This is a genomic window from Desulfocucumis palustris (assembly GCF_002933875.1).
Taxonomy (GTDB): domain Bacteria; phylum Bacillota; class Desulfotomaculia; order Desulfotomaculales; family Desulfocucumaceae; genus Desulfocucumis; species Desulfocucumis palustris.
In genome coordinates this window covers 11,613-29,624 of sequence record NZ_BFAV01000030.1, presented here as the reverse complement: position 1 = coordinate 29,624, position 18,012 = coordinate 11,613, and the positions used below count along the sequence as shown (strand labels likewise).

17 protein-coding genes and 1 pseudogene are annotated in these 18,012 nt (G+C 50.3%); 5 read left to right on the top strand and 13 right to left on the bottom strand.

Annotated features, from left to right (window positions below; translation table 11 throughout):
• The 4 genes and pseudogenes from DCCM_RS03055 to DCCM_RS03040 form a co-directional block, all read right to left on the bottom strand.
• Window positions 1-670 (bottom strand): annotated as a pseudogene (locus DCCM_RS03055) (hypothetical protein); the annotation flags it as partial.
• Window positions 671-702: 32 nt separating this feature from the next.
• Window positions 703-1,047, bottom strand: coding sequence for a hypothetical protein (locus tag DCCM_RS03050; RefSeq protein WP_104370995.1), 345 nt, complete (start codon window positions 1,045-1,047; stop codon window positions 703-705).
• A 430-nt stretch (window positions 1,048-1,477) separates the two neighbouring features.
• Window positions 1,478-2,158: a sugar phosphate nucleotidyltransferase gene (locus DCCM_RS03045; RefSeq protein ID WP_104370994.1), complete on the bottom strand. Its 681-nt coding sequence runs from the start codon at window positions 2,156-2,158 to the stop codon at window positions 1,478-1,480.
• A gap of 86 nt (window positions 2,159-2,244) precedes the next feature.
• Window positions 2,245-3,231: an SDR family NAD(P)-dependent oxidoreductase gene (locus DCCM_RS03040; protein WP_104370993.1), complete on the bottom strand. Its 987-nt coding sequence runs from the start codon at window positions 3,229-3,231 to the stop codon at window positions 2,245-2,247.
• Between the two features lie 353 nt (window positions 3,232-3,584).
• On the opposite strand from DCCM_RS03040, the gene DCCM_RS03035 reads away from it, so the two are divergent.
• The gene (locus DCCM_RS03035; protein WP_104370992.1) at window positions 3,585-4,568 is read left to right on the top strand and encodes a glycosyltransferase family 4 protein; all 984 of its coding nucleotides are present in this window, start codon (window positions 3,585-3,587) and stop codon (window positions 4,566-4,568) included.
• Between the two features lie 368 nt (window positions 4,569-4,936).
• Here DCCM_RS03035 and DCCM_RS03030 read toward each other — a convergent pair whose 3' ends face one another.
• Window positions 4,937-6,064, bottom strand: a complete 1,128-nt coding sequence (locus DCCM_RS03030; RefSeq protein WP_112787731.1) for a glycosyltransferase family 4 protein — start codon at window positions 6,062-6,064, stop codon at window positions 4,937-4,939.
• Window positions 6,065-6,335: 271 nt separating this feature from the next.
• On the opposite strand from DCCM_RS03030, the gene DCCM_RS03025 reads away from it, so the two are divergent.
• The 3 genes from DCCM_RS03025 to DCCM_RS03015 all read left to right on the top strand — a co-directional run bounded on the left by DCCM_RS03025 (window position 6,336) and on the right by DCCM_RS03015 (window position 10,062).
• Window positions 6,336-7,298 carry a CgeB family protein gene (locus DCCM_RS03025; protein WP_104370991.1) on the top strand — a complete coding sequence of 321 codons (963 nt, stop codon included), beginning with the start codon at window positions 6,336-6,338 and terminating at the stop codon, window positions 7,296-7,298.
• A 27-nt stretch (window positions 7,299-7,325) separates the two neighbouring features.
• Entirely contained in the window at window positions 7,326-8,354 is a 1,029-nt protein-coding gene (locus DCCM_RS03020) for a glycosyltransferase family 4 protein (protein WP_104370990.1), read from the top strand.
• A 136-nt stretch (window positions 8,355-8,490) separates the two neighbouring features.
• The gene (locus DCCM_RS03015) at window positions 8,491-10,062 is read left to right on the top strand and encodes a YVTN family beta-propeller repeat protein (RefSeq protein WP_104370989.1); all 1,572 of its coding nucleotides are present in this window, start codon (window positions 8,491-8,493) and stop codon (window positions 10,060-10,062) included.
• A gap of 101 nt (window positions 10,063-10,163) precedes the next feature.
• Here DCCM_RS03015 and DCCM_RS03010 read toward each other — a convergent pair whose 3' ends face one another.
• Complete coding sequence (locus DCCM_RS03010; protein ID WP_104370988.1) at window positions 10,164-13,349, bottom strand: coiled-coil domain-containing protein; 3,186 nt, start codon at window positions 13,347-13,349, stop codon at window positions 10,164-10,166.
• A 187-nt stretch (window positions 13,350-13,536) separates the two neighbouring features.
• Here DCCM_RS03010 and DCCM_RS03005 point away from each other — a divergent pair, with 187 nt between their 5' ends.
• Complete coding sequence (locus tag DCCM_RS03005) at window positions 13,537-13,992, top strand: dTDP-4-dehydrorhamnose 3,5-epimerase family protein (protein WP_104370987.1); 456 nt, start codon at window positions 13,537-13,539, stop codon at window positions 13,990-13,992.
• 105 nt (window positions 13,993-14,097) lie between these two features.
• On the opposite strand, the gene DCCM_RS03000 is transcribed toward DCCM_RS03005, so the two are convergent.
• The 7 genes from DCCM_RS03000 to DCCM_RS02965 all read right to left on the bottom strand — a co-directional run bounded on the left by DCCM_RS03000 (window position 14,098) and on the right by DCCM_RS02965 (window position 18,004).
• Window positions 14,098-14,685: a hypothetical protein gene (locus tag DCCM_RS03000; protein ID WP_128739069.1), complete on the bottom strand. Its 588-nt coding sequence runs from the start codon at window positions 14,683-14,685 to the stop codon at window positions 14,098-14,100.
• 341 nt (window positions 14,686-15,026) lie between these two features.
• Window positions 15,027-15,350, bottom strand: a complete 324-nt coding sequence (locus DCCM_RS02990) for a gas vesicle protein (protein ID WP_104370984.1) — start codon at window positions 15,348-15,350, stop codon at window positions 15,027-15,029.
• A gap of 12 nt (window positions 15,351-15,362) precedes the next feature.
• The gene (locus DCCM_RS02985; RefSeq protein WP_104370983.1) at window positions 15,363-15,701 is read right to left on the bottom strand and encodes a gas vesicle protein K; all 339 of its coding nucleotides are present in this window, start codon (window positions 15,699-15,701) and stop codon (window positions 15,363-15,365) included.
• Between the two features lie 97 nt (window positions 15,702-15,798).
• On the bottom strand, window positions 15,799-16,506 hold the full coding sequence (locus DCCM_RS02980; RefSeq protein WP_104370982.1) for a GvpL/GvpF family gas vesicle protein: 708 nt from the start codon (window positions 16,504-16,506) through the stop codon (window positions 15,799-15,801).
• Window positions 16,506-16,700: a gas vesicle protein GvpJ gene (gvpJ, locus tag DCCM_RS02975; protein ID WP_104370981.1), complete on the bottom strand. Its 195-nt coding sequence runs from the start codon at window positions 16,698-16,700 to the stop codon at window positions 16,506-16,508. The genes DCCM_RS02980 and gvpJ overlap by 1 nt, the downstream gene beginning before the upstream one ends.
• Window positions 16,687-17,739, bottom strand: a complete 1,053-nt coding sequence (locus tag DCCM_RS02970) for a GvpL/GvpF family gas vesicle protein (protein WP_165791997.1) — start codon at window positions 17,737-17,739, stop codon at window positions 16,687-16,689. Before DCCM_RS02970 ends, gvpJ begins: the two co-directional genes overlap by 14 nt.
• Window positions 17,726-18,004: a gas vesicle protein GvpG gene (locus tag DCCM_RS02965; RefSeq protein WP_104370979.1), complete on the bottom strand. Its 279-nt coding sequence runs from the start codon at window positions 18,002-18,004 to the stop codon at window positions 17,726-17,728. The genes DCCM_RS02970 and DCCM_RS02965 overlap by 14 nt, the downstream gene beginning before the upstream one ends.
• Window positions 18,005-18,012 lie beyond the last annotated feature (8 nt).

Sequence of the window (18,012 nt, the reverse complement as noted above, 5' to 3'; positions counted from 1 at the left end):
CTCCCGTGGCTCCCGTAGCTCCTGTGGCTCCCGTGGCTCCCGTAGCACCCGTGGCTCCCGTGGCTCCCGTAGCACCCGTGGCTCCTGTGGCTCCCGTGGCTCCTGTGGCTCCTGTGGCTCCCGTGGCACCCGTGGCTCCTGTGGCACCCGTGGCTCCTGTGGCTCCTGTGGCTCCTGTGGCTCCCGTGGCACCCGTGGCTCCGGTGGCACCCGTGGCTCCTGTGGCTCCTGTGGCTCCTGTGGCTCCCGTGGCACCCGTGGCTCCGGTGGCGCCCGTGGCTCCGGTGGCACCTGTGGCTCCGGTGGCACCTGTTATTCCTGTTGGACCTATTTCCTCCAGTTCTTCAGCTACCAGTCGGTGAGCCACTGTTAAATTTCCAGCGGCGTCTTTTCCCCAGGCCGAAATGATAACGGCGTCCGAACTGGTGGTAAACACAAACTCAAATTCATCAAACTCCGCAAAATATGTCCTGACCACAACTTCCCCCGGAGACAAGGCTAAAAGTTCCAGCACATACAATATCTTTGCGGCACCTAGCACATAAAAACCGTCAATCTGTATGTTAGCAGCACTTATGTCGTCGTTTGTTATCTTTACAGTAAATGATGTGGAAGGTCTTACACCGCCCACAGGTGTATTTTCTATCAATCCGGTGGTTAATAAAGCCATTGTCGTTCTCCTTAATTTTAATATGATGTTTTTTAGAATGAGCTGATTTCTTTAGCCACAATTCTATGCGCCTCGGTTAAATTACCGGCGGCATCTTTTCCCCAGGCCGAAATGATTACAGTATCCGGATTGGTAATGAACTGAAATTCAAATTCATCAAACTCCGCAAAATATGTCCTGACCACGACTTCCCCCGGGGACAAGGTTAAAAGTTCCAGGACATACGGCGTCTTAGCGGCCCCTGTCACGAAAAACCCGTTAATTTGAATGGTAGCGGCAACGGTGCCGTCATTTGTTATTTTTACTGTTAATGTTGATGATGGTCTCACACCGGCCACCGGTGTATTTTCAATCAATCCGGTAGTTAATGAAGCCATTGTCCCGTCTCCTTACATTTTTTAACATATTGTAATTCCGGTTAGCTTGTGCTTTTCAGCAACCGCCATTATCCCGTTAGACCCTTGTAAAATGAGATGCATCACCCTTCTCCTAAAATATGGGTTTTACGCATTTTATGTATTTTTACCTATTTTTGTTACATTTTTTTCTGCGTAATTTTTTATAAATAATCCACAGCCGGTATCCGCGCTCAAAAAACTTAAAGTTTTTTTGAACGCGGAGGGCTGGCATATCTCCTATTTCTGAGAAAGTCCCAAATAAAAATAACAATCAGCCCAAAAAAAGAAAAAGAGGGAAACAACCATGGCCTGCCAGCCTGTTACCCTCTTCTTCAAAAAAGCAAAATATAAGTGAGCCTTGGATTCGGAAAGGGTTATTCCCCTTCCGAACCTGCGTTGGGGACATTCCTCACCCCCCGAACTCCTCTTGCGCCTTTTCAAGATCCGCCATGGTCCCAATGTCAAACCAGAGGTCCCGGCTTTCATAACTGAAAACCCTGGCCTCCCCTTCTAAAAGTCTCTGAACCAGCTCCGGCATATCAAACCGTTTATCAACAGGAATTAATGAAAGAACATCCTTGTTTATAACGTAAATACCCATGCTGGCCCAATAGCTGCGGGCCGGTTTTTCCGAATAGGATGTCACTATTCCGTCTGCAACCTCCAATACTCCCACCGACGTAATGGTGGTCTTCTTTTGTACAGCCACCGTCATATCCGCTTGCTTTTCCAAATGGTATTGATACAGCGCTCTAAAGTCCAGGGTGGTTAATTCATCGCCATTGACAACTAAAAAATTGTCCTCTAAATTATTAATTTTTCTCAACGGGCCTGCGGTTCCCAGAGGTTCGGTTTCAACAGAATAACGGATAGGCACGCCAAACCGGCTGCCATCCCGGAAGTAAGCCCTTAAAAGATCTGCCAGATATCCCAAACACATGATTATTTCATCAAACCCCGCGCTGTGAAGCTGCTGAACAAGAATCGCCGCGATGGGTTTATCTCCAATGGGAAAAAGCGGCTTAGGCAAAATTTGCGTATAAGGATTAAGCCGTGATCCTCTCCCACCAGCTAATATTATGCTTTGCATTTTATTCCTCTTCATTTATTTATTTTAACTTTCCCGCCGGGAAGTCCCCATTCTAAGCTTTCCTTACTCGCGAAGGGAGGGGTGGTTCACATCTGGTACTTCCCTATTTGAAAGCGATTAAGGTGGGCGGCAATCCAGTCCACAGTCCTTTTAACCCCGTCTGCCAGTGAAACGGCAGGTTCCCAGCCCAGCACCTTTTTGGCTGCACGATTATCCGCTAAAAGACGGTTGACCTCACTTCGGCTCGGGCGTATCCTGCTCTCGTCCGTCACAATTTTTGCCGTGCTCTGTACTGAATTTAAAATAATCCGGGCTAGTTCTCCAATGGAAATTTCTTTACCCGAACCGACATTAATAACCTTGCCAAAGGCTTCCCGGGCCTCGGCCGCTTTAATAAAGGCCTGGGCGGTGTCCGTTACATAGGTAAAATCACGCAGTGCCTCCGTATTCCCAAGGCGTATTTCCTCACAGGCAAGGGCCTGGGTAATAAGTGTCGGAATGACGGCCCGGGCGGACTGCCGCGGTCCATAACAATTAAAGGGTCTTATGGTAACCACCGGCAGCTCGAAGCTGTCATAGAAACTCTCGGCCAGCTTATCCGCCCCTATTTTACTGGCTGAATATGGTGATTGCCCCTGAAGGGGATGCGCCTCGTCAATGGGAACGTAACATGCGGACCCGTATACTTCACTGGTCGAGGTATGGATGACCCGCTCCGCTCCATGGTCCCTTGCGGCTGTAAGTATATTGAACGTACCCAATATATTTGTTTCAACAACCTCCCGGGGGTTTTTATAAGAATAAGGGATTCCCACCAAAGCACCCAGGTGAAAAACAGCGTTACACCCCTTTACGGAGCGTTCGACGGCATCGGTGTCACGTAAGTCTCCGGCAATTATTTCGATTTGCTCCAGCACCCCAGGCTCTAAATCCTCCAGGTTGCCACGGCCGTTTCCGGAATTGTAACGGATAAATACACGAACTTTAGCTCCTGCCCTGACCAGGGCCTCTGTCAGGTGACTGCCGATAAATCCGCCGGCTCCCGTGACCAGGACCTGTTTTTGCTCCCACATCACGCTCTCCCATCCCCCATCTGCGGTAATTGATATATCGTATGTCAGTTTTTGTCTATCTGACACCCATTGCCACACCGGAGAGGGCTGTAACATATACTAACATTATGAGCAATCTTTACTAATCCATTAGGTTCCGATACTTGCAGCCTGTTAATCCACAGCCTCCGGGAACGGAATAGCGCAGGCTGCCGGAGAGATATAAGTGAGCCTTGGATTCGGAAGGGGTTATTCCCCTTCCGAACCCTTAGAGCGAACTTAGTTCGAGCTTTACAGCCTGTTTATCCCCGTCCTTCAAGGACGGGGTCTTACAGGCTGTTAGCGAGATAAACCACTGACTGGGAGGGGTAATAATGAAAATAGTTATTCCTGCGCTTAGTTTGGAAATAGGCGGCGGGGCCCGCTTTCTGTACCAGATGGGTAACGCACTGGTAGATATGGGGCATGATGTGGAATTTATCATACCGGAAAGAGGCGCCATGGAATGGCCTGTACGGGCTAAAATTACCCGGGTTAAGGAGTTGACCCCGGAGTGCTTCCCTGCGGCTGATTTTATTCTTCCCAATTTTTACTTAACCGTTATGCCCGCCTGGCACTCCAAAAAGGGGCGGGTTGTCCGCCTGAGCCTTGTCTACGAACCTTTATGCATTCCCAACCCGGAAGTGTCAAAAGCAACCTATTACATAGGAGTGCCGATTATAACAATCTCCCAGTGGCAACGCCAAATTGTCCTCTCACAAGTCGGTCAAAACAGCTCGGTAATTTCCGGTGGAGTAGATCCCGCTTTTTTCCATCCCTATCCCAAGCTCTCCAGCCAAACAGGCCGCAAAAATATTTTTTACATCATGCGGGGGGCGGGCTATACCTGGAAGGGGAATCAGGATTTTTTGGAGGCGTGCACACGGTTATATCAACGATTTCCCGCTTTTGATGTATACCTTGTCAACCCGGAGCCGGGGGATTTTAATTTCTCTTTCCCCCACACAATCGTAACTGCGGATAGTGACAACGAGATGGCCCGGCTATATGCAAGAGCGGATCTTTTTGTCTATACTTCTTATTACGAAGCCTTTGGCCTGCCTCCCCTGGAAGCAATGGCCTGCGGCACGGCGGTAATAACCACTGATTGCGGGGGAAATCGTGATTATGCCAGTCACGGAGAAAACTGTATTGTTGTCCCGCCCAGCAATATAAACCTGTTGACAGACTCAATGCACCGTTTGCTGACCAATGACAATGAACGTCAGATCCTGGCCAACGCCGGCTTGAACACCGCCAGGGCCTGGACCTGGCAGCGCACCGCGGCTCAGCTTATATCCATTTTGACGGAGATATAAGCGAGCCTTGGCCGGAAGGGGTTATTCCCCCACCGGCCGTAGGTTGGGGACATTCCTCCGACCCTAAACCTTTGCTGCAAAGTCAGGTGCGTCCCCCGGCCTTATAATTTCGGGCTACACAGCCTGTAAGACCCCGACCTTCAAGGACGGGGTCTTACAGGCTGCCGGCGGGATAATACTTTGTAATACTGTAAAATACCCCTAAAAACAGACATGTTTCAGAAGTACTTTTAGACGACAAAAAAAGCTAAAAAAGTATCGGCCATTGTCCGGCATAACCCTGGAGAGGCGCTCCTGCTTCCAGAGGTTCCGCACAGTGCCGATATTTTTTAGCCCGGATATAATTTTTTGCGGCTCAAAAACACCATTCACCGTTTCAGTTGCTCCAGGGCAGACAAGTATCTTGGGGCAAGCTGCTCCCACTCATACCCCAAAGCTCTATCCCGGGCCCGTTCGGCAAATGCCCTTAAAAGAGAAGGATTGTTCAAGGCGATCATTAAAACCTCCGACAGCTGCTGCACATTACCCGCTTCAAAGGATAGGGCGCAGTCCTGAGAAACTAATTCCGCCAGTCCCCCCGCTCTTGAAGTAATTAAAGGAATCCCCAGGCTCATTCCCTCCAGGGCTACCAGGCCATAGGCCTCACGCCGGCTGGGAACAATAAGGGCGGAAGCGCGTCCCATCCATTGCCTTACCTCCGAATTTGCTTTCCAGCCGAGGAATTGAACGTAAATCCCCAGCTTCATAAACTGAACACGCTGTTTTAATTTTTCTTCATACCAGTCTTCTCCCCTGCCGATTATATTTAAATGAATTTTTCGCCCGCTTTGCCGTATTAAATACACGGCCATGATTAAATCTTCTATCCCTTTATATTCCAACAGCCTGCCGACATAAAGAAACTCATTCGGGTTTCCTTGCTGCCAGCGTTCCGGCGGCGAAGAAACGCCCAGGGACAAAACTACCGTTTTGGAAAGGCACCCGGGAAAATGACCCGCCAGATAGTTTCTTTCACTCTGACTGATGAGATGAATGCGCCGGCAGCGCATAAGGAGTTCTTCCTGAACTTTAAATTGGGCTTGTAACTCAACCTCGGACCGGTCTCCCAACTCTTTGCGCAAAAAAGAATAAACTGAATAAAGAATTGGAATCAAGCCTTTTGAAAGGGAATAAGCCAGGGAGGCAAAATTGATGGCATGAATATGAATTAAATCCCACTCTTGGATAAGTTCGGGAAATTCCTCGCCTACCAGCTCAGCCTTGATCATGCCCAAATGGCCGAAATAATGGGAATTACGCGGCAATCCAAGCACTTTTATTTGTTTTCCCCGCAGAGTCCAACCGGGTGTGTTCCAATCACTGCGCGGCACAATCACCGTTTGCCGAACTCCCAGACGATCCAGCATATACAACATTCCTGTTGCCGCTGTTCCGGCGCCGCCAAAGCTTTCCTCTTCAAATTCATTAGTCAATGATAAGACCTTCAGACTAATCACCCCATACCTCCATACTATGCGACAAGCCTTAAAAAGTACCCGGGTGGACAACTCAAATCAATAAGTTTTTCAATACGTTTTTTTAAACCTGCCTGTTATCGGTATTATTTAGCGGATGGAAATTTATGCCGCTAAAAAATCTCATTGCATAAAACTTCATACTATTCCAATTAATAACATCTACTTTATTCTTTTCATACATACCGGCACAAAGTCACATTAAGCCGGAAATGCATATTATACATAAAGTCCGGTTGCAGGAGGATTGACGTTGAAGTTTCTTTTTGTCAACGGCCCGCCAATAATAAAATACGGTCTGGCGGCAGGGCTGGCCGAAGCCGGGGAAGATGCCGCCATTATTGAAGTGCCGGGGAACATTGAAGAAAACCCCGAATATTTCCGGGAGCAGTTGATACTTCAGCGGCCGGACTTTGTTGTGGTGGAAGGAACAGCCATATTAAAACCTTACCAGGTTCTTTTTCCGGTTTTGAATGAATTTAATGTACCCCTGATTTTCTGGGCCATCGACGATCCGGTGGAATTTAAAAACTTCTCCCTGCACCTGGCCCGCAGGGCCAAATACGTGTTTACCACGGACATTGACTGCCTCCCCCTCTACCTCCGGCACGGTATACGGGCCGCGCACATGCAGTTTGCCTGTCTGCCTTCTTTCCATAAAAGAGCCGCGCCTCTGAATGAATTGAAGCACGACATAATATTCGTGGGCAACAACTACCATAAATACGCGGCCCGTATCCGGGGACTTGACAGTATATTGAAGCCGCTGATAGACAGCGGCCTTGACCTGAAAATTTATGGCAACCGCTGGTGGGTGGACGGTAAAAGACCCCTTACCCTGAACAGCCGCCATTACGGCGGTTATCTGCCCTACGAAATGTTACCGGCCGCATATTCTTCCGCCAAAATAGTGTTGGGCCTGCACTCCGTTGACAGCTCCCCCACCATGATGAGCATGCGCACCTTCGAAGCCCTGGGCTGCGGGACCTTTCACTTAAGCCAGTGGACCCCGGCCATAGAAAATCTGTTTATCAACCACAGGCACCTGGTATGGAGCAAATCAGCCGAAGAGACCCTGGAACTGGTCAAATACTATCTTCCCAGGGGTGACCTGCGGGAAAGGATTGCCAGGGCGGGACAGGAGGAGGTTTATAAAAAACACACCTACCCTGCCAGGGCAAAGGAAATGAAGAGATTCCTCAGCGAAGAAATTTAAGAAGCACTTTATTACGAGGATTTTTAAATGAAATTGCGAGTACTTTTTCAAACAAGGCCTGATTACCTGAAAAATATTGCCGGAGACAGTATACAAGTAATAAAAACAAAAGAATATCTTGAAAAACTGGGTGCCGAAGTAACAATCAGCGCCTCACCCACCAATCTTTCCCATTATGACATAATTCATTTATTCAACACCACCAGAGTAAAAGAAACCCATAACTTTTTCAAAAACGCCAAAAAACAAAATAAGCCGGTGGTGGTTTCCACCATTTACTGGGACTTCTCGGAATTTTGCCGCTGCCCGGACAGCCCTGAAGGGCTGTATAACAACTGGGTAAATTCCCAGGCCATGCGCAAAGCTATTTTCCGGGGGGCGAACCTGCTGCTGCCGAACTCCAGGGCCGAGGCCGAGCTGATAAAAAGCCAGACCCCGGGGGCGGCGCCCTGTCACGTTGTTCCAAACGGGGCGGACCAGATTTTTGCCCTGGGGGACCCGGATGAATTTTACCGGTTGCATGGTTTCAGGGATTTCATACTGTGTGTGGCCAGGATCTGCCCCAGGAAAAACCAGCTGGGGCTGGCTGAGGCGCTTAAAGGCACCGGCCTTGTGCTGGTGCTGGCCGGCCCGGTCAACGACAGGGAATACGCCGCCAGGTGCCGGTCCGCTTACCCCGGAGTCCTAATGTTAAACCAGGTGGAGCACCGGCAGCTGCCCGGCCTGTATGCGGCGGCTATGGCGCATGTATTGCCAAGCTGGTTTGAGACACCGGGATTGGCCAGTTTGGAAGCAGGTCTGGCCGGCTGCAGGATAGTCACCACCGACAGGGGAACGGCAGGCGAATATTTCGGACACCTGGCAACCTACTGCGACCCCGGAGATACAATGTCAATACGGGATGCGGTAATCCGGGCACTAAACCTGCCGGACAAACAACAGAATTCCTTAAAATACCATATAAGTAATAATTATCTATGGCAAAATGCCGCCATGGAAACTTTAAGGGGCTATGAGACAGTTCTATCTGTTACGCCAAAATTTTCAATTGATTAAGTAACATTTTCAATTAACACTCATAATATGTAATAAAACACCACCTCGGAAGGATGGGATAGATTTAAAAACCGTACGTTAGCCAATTACCCTAAAGGGTAAATAAATAAAATTAAATAAAAAAGGAGGCACAATTATGTTAGTTGGTTTCCGTGCCTACGTTGCCAATCCAGCAGATAACTCAGTAGCAGTGCTCAACTCATTAAGCGGCACCATACTTACCAGGATTCCCACCGGACCGGGCCCCAACAGTGTGAGGCTAATGCCCAGCGGCGCCAGGGTGTTTGTTACCAATAACGCCAGCAATACCGTTACGGTTATTGATCCAACCACCAACACCCCCGTGGCTACCATTACGGTAGGCAACGCCCCCGCGGACGTGGCATTCAACTCCACCAGCACCAGGGCCTATGTAACAAACTCCGGCGACAACACGGTGTCCGTAATAGATACCGCTCTTAACGCGGTGGTGGCCACCGTCCCCGTAGGCATCGCTCCCATAGGTGTGGCAGTAGGACCAGATGATCAGAGGGTTATAGTGGCAAACAGCGGCAGCGGCACTTTAACCATCATTAATGCCTTAACCAATGGTGTGGTAACTAATGTTCCCATTTGCGCGGATCCCCGTTTTATCGATATAGCACCGGACGGCAAAGTCTGGGTGGCCTGTTTTTCCGCCAACACCGTTGCCGTATTCGATCCCGTTACCGGCACCGTAATTGCCGTGATACCTGTGGGTACCGGGCCCAATGCGGTGAGAATCAATCCCGCCGGGACATTTGCCTATGTTACCAACAGTCTATCCAACACTGTAACGGTTATCAGCACCCTGAGCTTTACCCCGGTTACCACCATAGCCGTAGGCACAACCCCGCTGCGCATCGCTTTTGATACCAACCCGGAAGTAGCCACTGTAAGAGCTTTTGTGACCAATTTTGGCGACAACACCATTTCCGTTATAGATACCGCCACCAATACTGTCATAGCCACCCTTGCCGGCATTGCCCTGGCAGGAGGCCCCGACGGCATCGACATAGGCCCGCTGGGCTCACCGGAAAGCCCCGGAGAACCCATTGACCTGCTCGACCCTTACGTACTGGAGGAAATTAGAGAGTCCGTCTGCATCATCGTGGATAAGGTATATACCAGCTGTCAGCAAAGGGAGTGCTTCCCGGAAATTAATATACCCTTATCCGGCACGGGTCCCTTTATATTCCAGGACATTAAATTCTTTAACGGCACCATAGTGCCGGGAAGCCTGTCGATTACTCCCATACCTGGCAGGCCCAACTTCTTCAGGGTCAGGATGACCATATCCATAGCCTTTACCGTCACCCTGCTGGACACCGGCACCGGAAGGACCATCACCGTTAACGGCACCCTGCCGGATATACAGAAAGATATTGTGCTGTTCATACCGCCGGCCAGGGACGAAGTGGATCTCAACATTGTCACCGAGACCCGCTCCGAGCTTCTGTGCACCCCCACCGTGGTGGATTGCTGCCTGGTGATTCAAGTGGGCGTGTTCCTGGTAATCAAGGTTGTGGGCAAGGTTCAATTGCTGGTGCCGGCCTTCGGCTTCTGCCCGGAGCCCGCTCCCTGCGAGCCCTTTGCGGAAAGAAAAGTGGATGTGTGCGCCACCTTCTTCAACCCGGTCAAGACACCGTTCCCCACGGACTTCTTCCCGCCGCAACTGGAAGATCTGTAATAACAGCACAGCTGCCACCGGCAGCAATGAAAAAGATATCACCCCCACCCGGGGTGATATCTTTTTAGCCGGCTAATCCGGGAAGCCGTATCCTCTTCCCTTTATCCCCCGGTGAATATCCGCCTGAACAGACCGCTGTTTCTTTGCCTGGCCAGCTCCTCCTGGATTAAATTCTGTTCCTTTTCCACCTTTGTCAGATGTTCCTGCAATTCCTTATACTTTGACTCCAGGGACACGATGCTTTTTGCGCTTTCTCCCTGTTTTGTCTGTATGGATTTGACCTGGGACAGCAGGAGCTTGCCCTGCTCTTTCAACTCCAGCATGCCGGTAAATATTTCCCTGATTTGCTCCTCCCGGCTCCTGGCCTGCTCCTGGCGGTATAAAATGTTCTCATCCCTGACTTTCTCATGTTCTTCCCGCAAACCTTCAAATAATTTTTTCATTGAAAACTGCCCGGAAATTATTTCTCCCATCAGTTTTTCAACTTTATCCTGTTCTGATTGGAACTCCGACCGCAACATGGCCCCCATACCCTTTAAGGATTGTTCCGCAAGCTGACTATCCCTTTTTTGCTCTTCGGCTATCCGGTTCATCTCCCCTTCCAGGGCGGCCCTGGCGGTATTTACCTGCCGCAGTTCCTCCCGCTGGGACTCATAATTCCGGCTTAACTCCTTAATTTCTCCGTTAAGTTCGGCCCTGGCGGCATTCAGCTGCCGCAGCTCCTCCTGCTGGAATTCGTAATTCCGGCCCAAGTCCTTAATTTCTCCGCTAAGCCCGGTCCCGGCGTCATTCAGCCGCCGCAGTTCCTCCTGCTGGGACTCGCTATTCCGGCTCAATTCCTTAATTTCACGGTAGATCTCCACCCTGGCCTTCAAATGCTCCTCCTGCCCGGCTTCCACCGCGGTCACTCTTTTTTGGGTCTCTAATAAATCCCGGTGCAGTTCCTCCTGCTCTTTTAGATAGTTTTCTATTCTCCCGTCCATTGAGTCTATTATTTCCTTTTGCTGGTTAATCTCCTGGTACAATATTTTGTGATTCTCAACCACGCGCCGTGACAGCTCTTCCAGCCCGTCGTTGTTATCCGCAATCCGCCCCTCCAGTTCGGCAATTTTGATTTGGCTGTCCACAACCTGAAGCGACAATCCCCCCACCCGGCTGTGGCTCCCTGCAATTTGCCCGGCCAGTTCCGCCAATTCGCTCCTGGCGCCGTCAAAAAGACTGTCCAGCTCTCTAATTTTGGCCTGATTTTCTAAAAGCCCGCCGTCCAAAGAAGTGAGTTTATCCTTTATTTCCGCCTCAATCTGTTCCCTGGATTTATTAACCTGGTCAATATTGCCTTCTATCCGGTTTTGACCGCTGCTCAGCTCCTCAACCTTTTTTTTCAAATCATCCTGTTCCGTTTTTAGTTCCCGAAACAGGTTATTTATACTTTCTTCCATCCGGAACAGTTTTGTTAAACCCCCGGCAATGTCTTTTACTTCTTCTTTCAACTGCAGGGCATCTTCGCCGGCGGTCTTCTCCAGCCCGTTAAATTTTGAGGACAGCAAGGCAATGTCATCCTTTAGGGACAGCTGGCTTTTTTCCATCTCCCCCAGGACTTTGTCCGACTGCGACTCTTTCATGGCCAGGGCGTTAAGCCTGTCGTCTATTTCTACCTGGCAGTTACGGACACCGGATAAATCCGACTTTATTGAGTTAACGGCATCGCTTTCCCTAAAGGCGGTTTGAATTTTTTCCGTCAATCCCGAAATAATTTCCTCGTATCGCCGGTGCATACTCTCCAACGACCGGTTAACGGCCTGGAGCCCCTGATCCATCCTGGATAACTTGCCCTCAACCTCTTCCACCGTGATGCATAACAGCTGGTCGTCAAAGCGCAAATCTTCCAGCACCAGTTTTATCTCCGAGCTCTCCCGGCCCAGCCTTGCCAATTCATCTTCACTTTCCCCGGAGTCTCCCCGGTCTTCCGCACCCTCTTCCGTTTCCTGTATAAGGGCCTCCGGGGGTTCTTCACCGCCGCTTGCGGGGCTTTCGCAACCGGCCGGGGCTGCCTCCACCCCGGCGTCCCCCGGAACGGCATCCCCGGGGATGCCGGCTTCCGGGCAATTGCCAGGCCCGCCGGCCGCCGGTGCCGATAACGCCATGTTCACTTCAGGAGCCTGGTTGTTTGGTTTTTCCTGCCCCACAGGCTCAACAGTAAATCTGTTAAAGGGTATTTCCCTTACCACCGGCGCAGGCACTATTTTTCGCTCCTCGTCCACAAACATTTGCAGGACACTGCCGGATGCTCCGGGAACCAGGGGGATTTTGACCCTATCAGCTTCCAAATAGTAATTGCTTTTAAATGAAAACACCGCCGGCCTTCCCGACATATCAGCCACTGCCGGCCGGTTCCAGGAAGCGCCCCAGTCCCGGGACAGGCTATACATGAAATGGGTCTGTTCCCTCCAAAAGACGTACAAATCGTTGTCCCGGTACGACAGCATGGGCCTGCCGGCGTTTTTCAACGAATTGGATATGATGATCATATTTTCCCATGGATTGTTATGCTTGATTACATTCTTGCGCTTTCTGTAGCTTATATTGGGTTTATTGTCCCCTCCATTAATACCGCTGGCGGCCACATGCAGGGTGTCGTTTTTATCAATCAGCCCGAACACTTCCAACACGTTGTCGGGCAGATTGCTCATTTTTTCGGTATGACTCCACAAGTCAAAATCTTTATTAAATTTTTTGTAATGCGCCTCGAAATATCTTCCCCCCACGGCACTGGTATAAATGAAGTGCATGTTCTCCTGGCTGTCTTTGTCAACACTGAAAGGCGCTACGTATTTACCCGCGACAATTTCCCCTATTTGCTGGTCCTTCCACTCCTTGCCGTTCCAGAAGGAGTGCATGATAGCCCATATAAAGGAGTTCATCATGCTGGAGGTCAGCAGGAAAATATGCACCCTTTTGGGAGTCAGCAGCAGGGTCAGGTACCTCAGGTACTGGGCCTTGGTGTCAAATTCAGCCAGCACGGTGCTGTTCCAGTTCCGTCCTGGATGGCCGATATAATATTTCAACTCTCCGGTTTTTAAAATACAAACCAGGTGCAGGTTGTCAGAGGTGTCGATAACAGCGCTATAGTCCACCACTGCCGTGTCAATCATGGTTTCCGGTGCTGGAGGATATTGATACCCGGCTGCGAAAAATCTGTATTTTAACAGATTGTTTTCTAAAAATATATCCCATATTTCCCCTGCACTTGTTTTGAGCAGGCAGTGTTGCCCCCGTATAAAGGACATGCCCCAGCCCCCTCCTCACCGTAAAGATACTTCTTTAAATAATATGATGAGTTACCATTAAATAGTACAAAACCCTGTGAAAAAACAACTAATCCGACACATTATACGGGCTGTTTGCACGTATATAAAGGTAAGCTCTAAAATTCACAGCTCTTAAAATATCCACAACTTATATGGGGGGTTAATTATGATTGAAGGGGTTAAAACAAAAAGACTGTTGAGACACCCGGACGACAGGGGGTTTTTCGCGGAGATATTGAGGGATGATGACAACCTGTTGAGCCGCTTCGGCCAGGCGTCCATATCCAAAACTTATCCCGGGGTGATTAAGGCCTTTCATTACCATGAAAAACAGGACGATTTGTGGTTCTTCCCCATTGGTAACGCCCAGGTGGTGCTCCACGATTTAAGGAAGGACTCCCCTACTTTCAAGGAAACAAACGTTTTTTATCCGGGCGAGGACAATCCGCTGCTGCTGCTGATACCCAGGCTGGTAGCCCACGGCTACCGGGTGCTGGGCGGCAAGGCCGCCATTATAATATATTTCACCACATTATCCTATAACCCCGCCGACCCGGATGAAAAGAGAATCCCCTGGAACAGCGGGGACATAGGTTTCGACTGGGAGACAAAAAACAGGTAGCGCCTTTGCCCCAGAAGGGCGGCCCGGTTTAAAAGAAAAAGCCCGCCGGCTCTGAACGCCGGTTTTCGGGCAGAGGTCAGGGGCCAGGGCTGTAAACTGAATGGCCTATCTTGGTATTTTTATAACATTGCCGGGAGGGCCCGCAGGCGTGGAACCCAGGGATTGCGTGTTGCAGTTGGAAGGCAGTGACACCTGGTTGCGGGTCACTACCATAGTCTCGGAAAATACCCACTTCATGAACACCACGGGCTCCACCGCGCCGGTGTCAGGGTTGAGCCGCAGCGCCAGAAATGTGTCGGTCCCCTCATCAACTTCCGCGGTTTCCCTGATCAAATCGCCGGGTAAAACTCCGTTGGCCGCAAGCTCCTGCTGAAAGGTCAGGGTGACCTCAATACAGTCCAGAACATTATCCGCGCCAATGTTTTTGATGAGCAGGGAGCCGCTCACCCAACCGCAATTAATTATTTTGTTTCTAAGCAGGGTGGGGCTGAAAGTTACTCTGTCCAGCCGGCAGCAAACCTCGAACTGCACGGCAATCTCTTTGCCGCCGGTAATCAGCCTGGGGCTGCCGCCGGCGTCCACCATAATGTTCCGCCCGCTGATGTTATTAATGGCCGCAACGGTCAGTTGAGCCCCAGCCACATTCTGAACGCAGTGGTTGAATACCAGGCAGTTTTCAAAAGTAATATCCATGTTTTTCCTCCTTATTTTGCCGGGCTCCTTTAACCTTATAACCCGCCGGCAGCCATGGGCCGCAATGGGCCGCATTCTCCCCAATATATAAATAATATGAATAATATCAATGCTTTACCACAACGTCAGCACCGGGCCGAACTTAATCAGGCCGGGGATTTTGTGTTGCCGGGGTATAACCGGACAGGCGGGACAAAGGACCAGGGAGGTTTTTCTTCGCAGCTTTTCAGGTTTTGGGCACGGGAAAAATAACAAATAAAAAGAAGGAGGTCACTCCTTCCCGGGATTTTTACAGTCCTACCCGTTTGTTGAAGGACGCTTCTCCTTCCATTTGAAGAATCTCACCTCACCGGCAATCTGTTGCTGTTTGACGCCGCCGGGTCATCCACCGGGGCGGACTCACCTGCCCCGGGCGGGGGAACCGGCGGCGCGTTTTTATTTTCCAGAGTTTTTTGCGCTCTGGTGCTGAGGTAGGGATCGTTTTCCCACCAGTTGATGCCTATTTCCCTGGCTTTATCCACCGAGGCTATGAGCAGCCTTATTTTTATGGACAGCAGTTCCACGTCGGCCAGGGAAATTTTAATATCTCCGGCAACAACCAGGCCTTTATCCAGCACCCTTTCCAAAATTTCTGCAAGGTTGGTGCTTTTGGTGGTGTGTTGCACAACATTACCCCCTTAGAGGAGGTCGCCCAACGGGCCGAGGTTAAGGTTCAGTTCTTCGCCCTCCAGACCAAATGCCCGCTTCAGTTCCTCCATTTTTTCTTCCAGCTTCATCAGGGTAAGCCCCACCCGTTCAATTTCCTCTTCCGTGAGGCTGCCCCGTTCTATTCTTCTCAAGGCCTGTTTTTCCATCAGCCGCCTGAGCAGCTCTATCAGGGTAAGCACCAGTTTAGCCAGCCCCTGTTCCACCCTTTCCGGGTCGGCATGAACCCTCTGCACGTCCCCGGAATCTTTTCCGGACAGCTCTTTTTCAAAATCATCCACATCGCATTCCCGGCACATTATACTATCCATTAAAACTCCTCCACCAGGCATTTGGACGGCTCCACCCCCCGGGGGCTCACACCCCTTGCTTGCCTTAAACCCCTGGATGAGCTTATTCCACATTCTCCTAACGGCAGTTTAAAGAAACAAAACTGTACAACGGCCAGGGTCCGCTGAGGAGAAATTTGTACCGGGTAAATTTATCCCGCAGCGAACTGAATTCCGCTGCAAAATCACCCGCGCGCTCCCTGTTAATCATATAGGAGCCGTGGAAAAACATGGCGGGTGACGGCAATACCCTTTTTATATGTTTAACAGCGGCCCTGGAAAGCCACCCGTGTATTTCATCCGCCGGAATCCCGGCGGCACTTTTAAGACACCGCTCCAAAAGCAGCTGCCTTCTTTTTTGCATTAAAAATAACGTTCCCGGATTTCCCGGCAGGTCTTCCCGGGGGTCGGAAAAATCATTGCCTTGCCTGCACTTTTCTTCTTCCTCCGCGGCATTCCAGAGGGCCCGCACCGACATCTCCACCATTCCCCTGACCTCATTTAAAGAGGCCAGAAACTGGTGGTAATTCCTGGACAACAACCCCTCCACATCCCCGCCGCCCAGCAGCGTCCCGAATCTCACGGGCAGGAGAGCTTGCTTCTCCACTATTCCATTGAGCACCTCCCCGTGAATAATAACATTTTCCCCGGTTACCCTGGTCATGGGACCGTCCCCCCGGGAAACCAGGGCGCTTATATCATTGTATGCCAGGGTATAAATATTTCTACCGGAGCAGGTGTAATAAATCGGCTCCGGGCTGTCAATAATGCCATACAGGTACAGCACTAAACCTCACCGTCCAGGGGGGGATATAATTTATCCAGGGATGCCAGCACCACTCTCAGTCCCAGGTATACCAGGTCCACATCCGCCACGGAAATAATGATATCTCCTGAAATGACCACACCTTTATCCAGTATTAAATCCAACAGTTCCAGCAGTGTTACGTCTTTCTCCCTAGAAATGCTATTCAGCTTCATCACTCCCGGCGCCTGCGGCAAAATTATACGGCGGCCAGGGACCTGAAACAGATAGACTGAAGGAAGAGGATATGCTGTCCTGTATCTCCCTGGTTGCCGACAGGAATTCCTCCACCCTGTCAATGTCCACCAGGAATGCCGCATTCACTGTCATATCCGCCTGTTCTCCGGTAACTTCCCGGCTCAGCAGCCTGTTAAGCCTGGCGTCGCAGCAAATCTCCTCCAGCCTGCGGTAACAGAATGAAGAAATTTTTTCCATTTCGTTTTCACATTCTATCTGTATATTATCCTCCAGCTTTTTTCTCATAATAAAGGCTGTTCCCGACGAGCTTCCCGCGCCGGACTTTTCCAGCATCTCCTTGATAACGGGATTGAACTCCCTGATTTCCTGCTTCAGTTTTTCCCGCTGGCAGTAAAGCTTAATCCCCCACTCCTGCCGGCCTTTTAAATAACCCAGGGTTTTTTCCACGTAATCCCCCTGCTCCAGAAACATTTGCGCTATTTTTTCCGCTGAGCTGAATACAGTTCCGAATTTCATGGGGATAACCGGAAAATCAACGGACTTCATAACGTATTCGATAAGCTCCTGATGCCCCCGGGCCTTCTCCTCCAGCCACCCGGCGTCGCCCAACTTCTCCTCCAGGACTTCTTCGCTGAATTCATTGTGGGTAAACGTTCCCACCACGGCGCAAAACTTTCCATCCTGGGAAAAAATCAATTGCAGTCCGGCGGCCTGCCCGGTAATTTTTCCGGACAGCTCATCTCCGGCTGCGCTGCTGGTTATGCAGTATAAATAATATACGACTTCCCGCTGTTCTTCCCTGACAGGTCCGGGGGGGCTGATGCAGCCGGAGAACTTTTCCTCCAGCGCCTGGTTTAAACTGCTTTTAAACGCGCCGGACAGTGCCTCCCTGAGTTCGCTTTTCAGACTGCTATCGATTTCTTCACAAACCTGCGCCCAGGCTTCCTCCACCAGCTCCCTGGCCCTGGAAAGAAAATAAGGCTTCAGGCTTTCCCAGAAGAGTTCAGATGGAATCATCCCCGTCATCCTCCACTTCCCCTTCGTTTTCTTCCTGCTCCAGCTTTCTTTCCCTGGCTGTCCTTAATCTGGCTATCAGCAGTTCCTCACCCAGTTCATATTCCTCCTGGCCGATGTCCCCAAGCTCAAAGGACTGCCGCAACTCCAGCAGTTGTCTTTGCAATTTTCCTTCATCATAAAGCTCCTCGTCCACCCTCCAGTAAATCTCCTCAAAAACCCACCATAAACCCTTGAAGGGGGAAAGGAAAATTTTTCCCAACACCATATCAACCA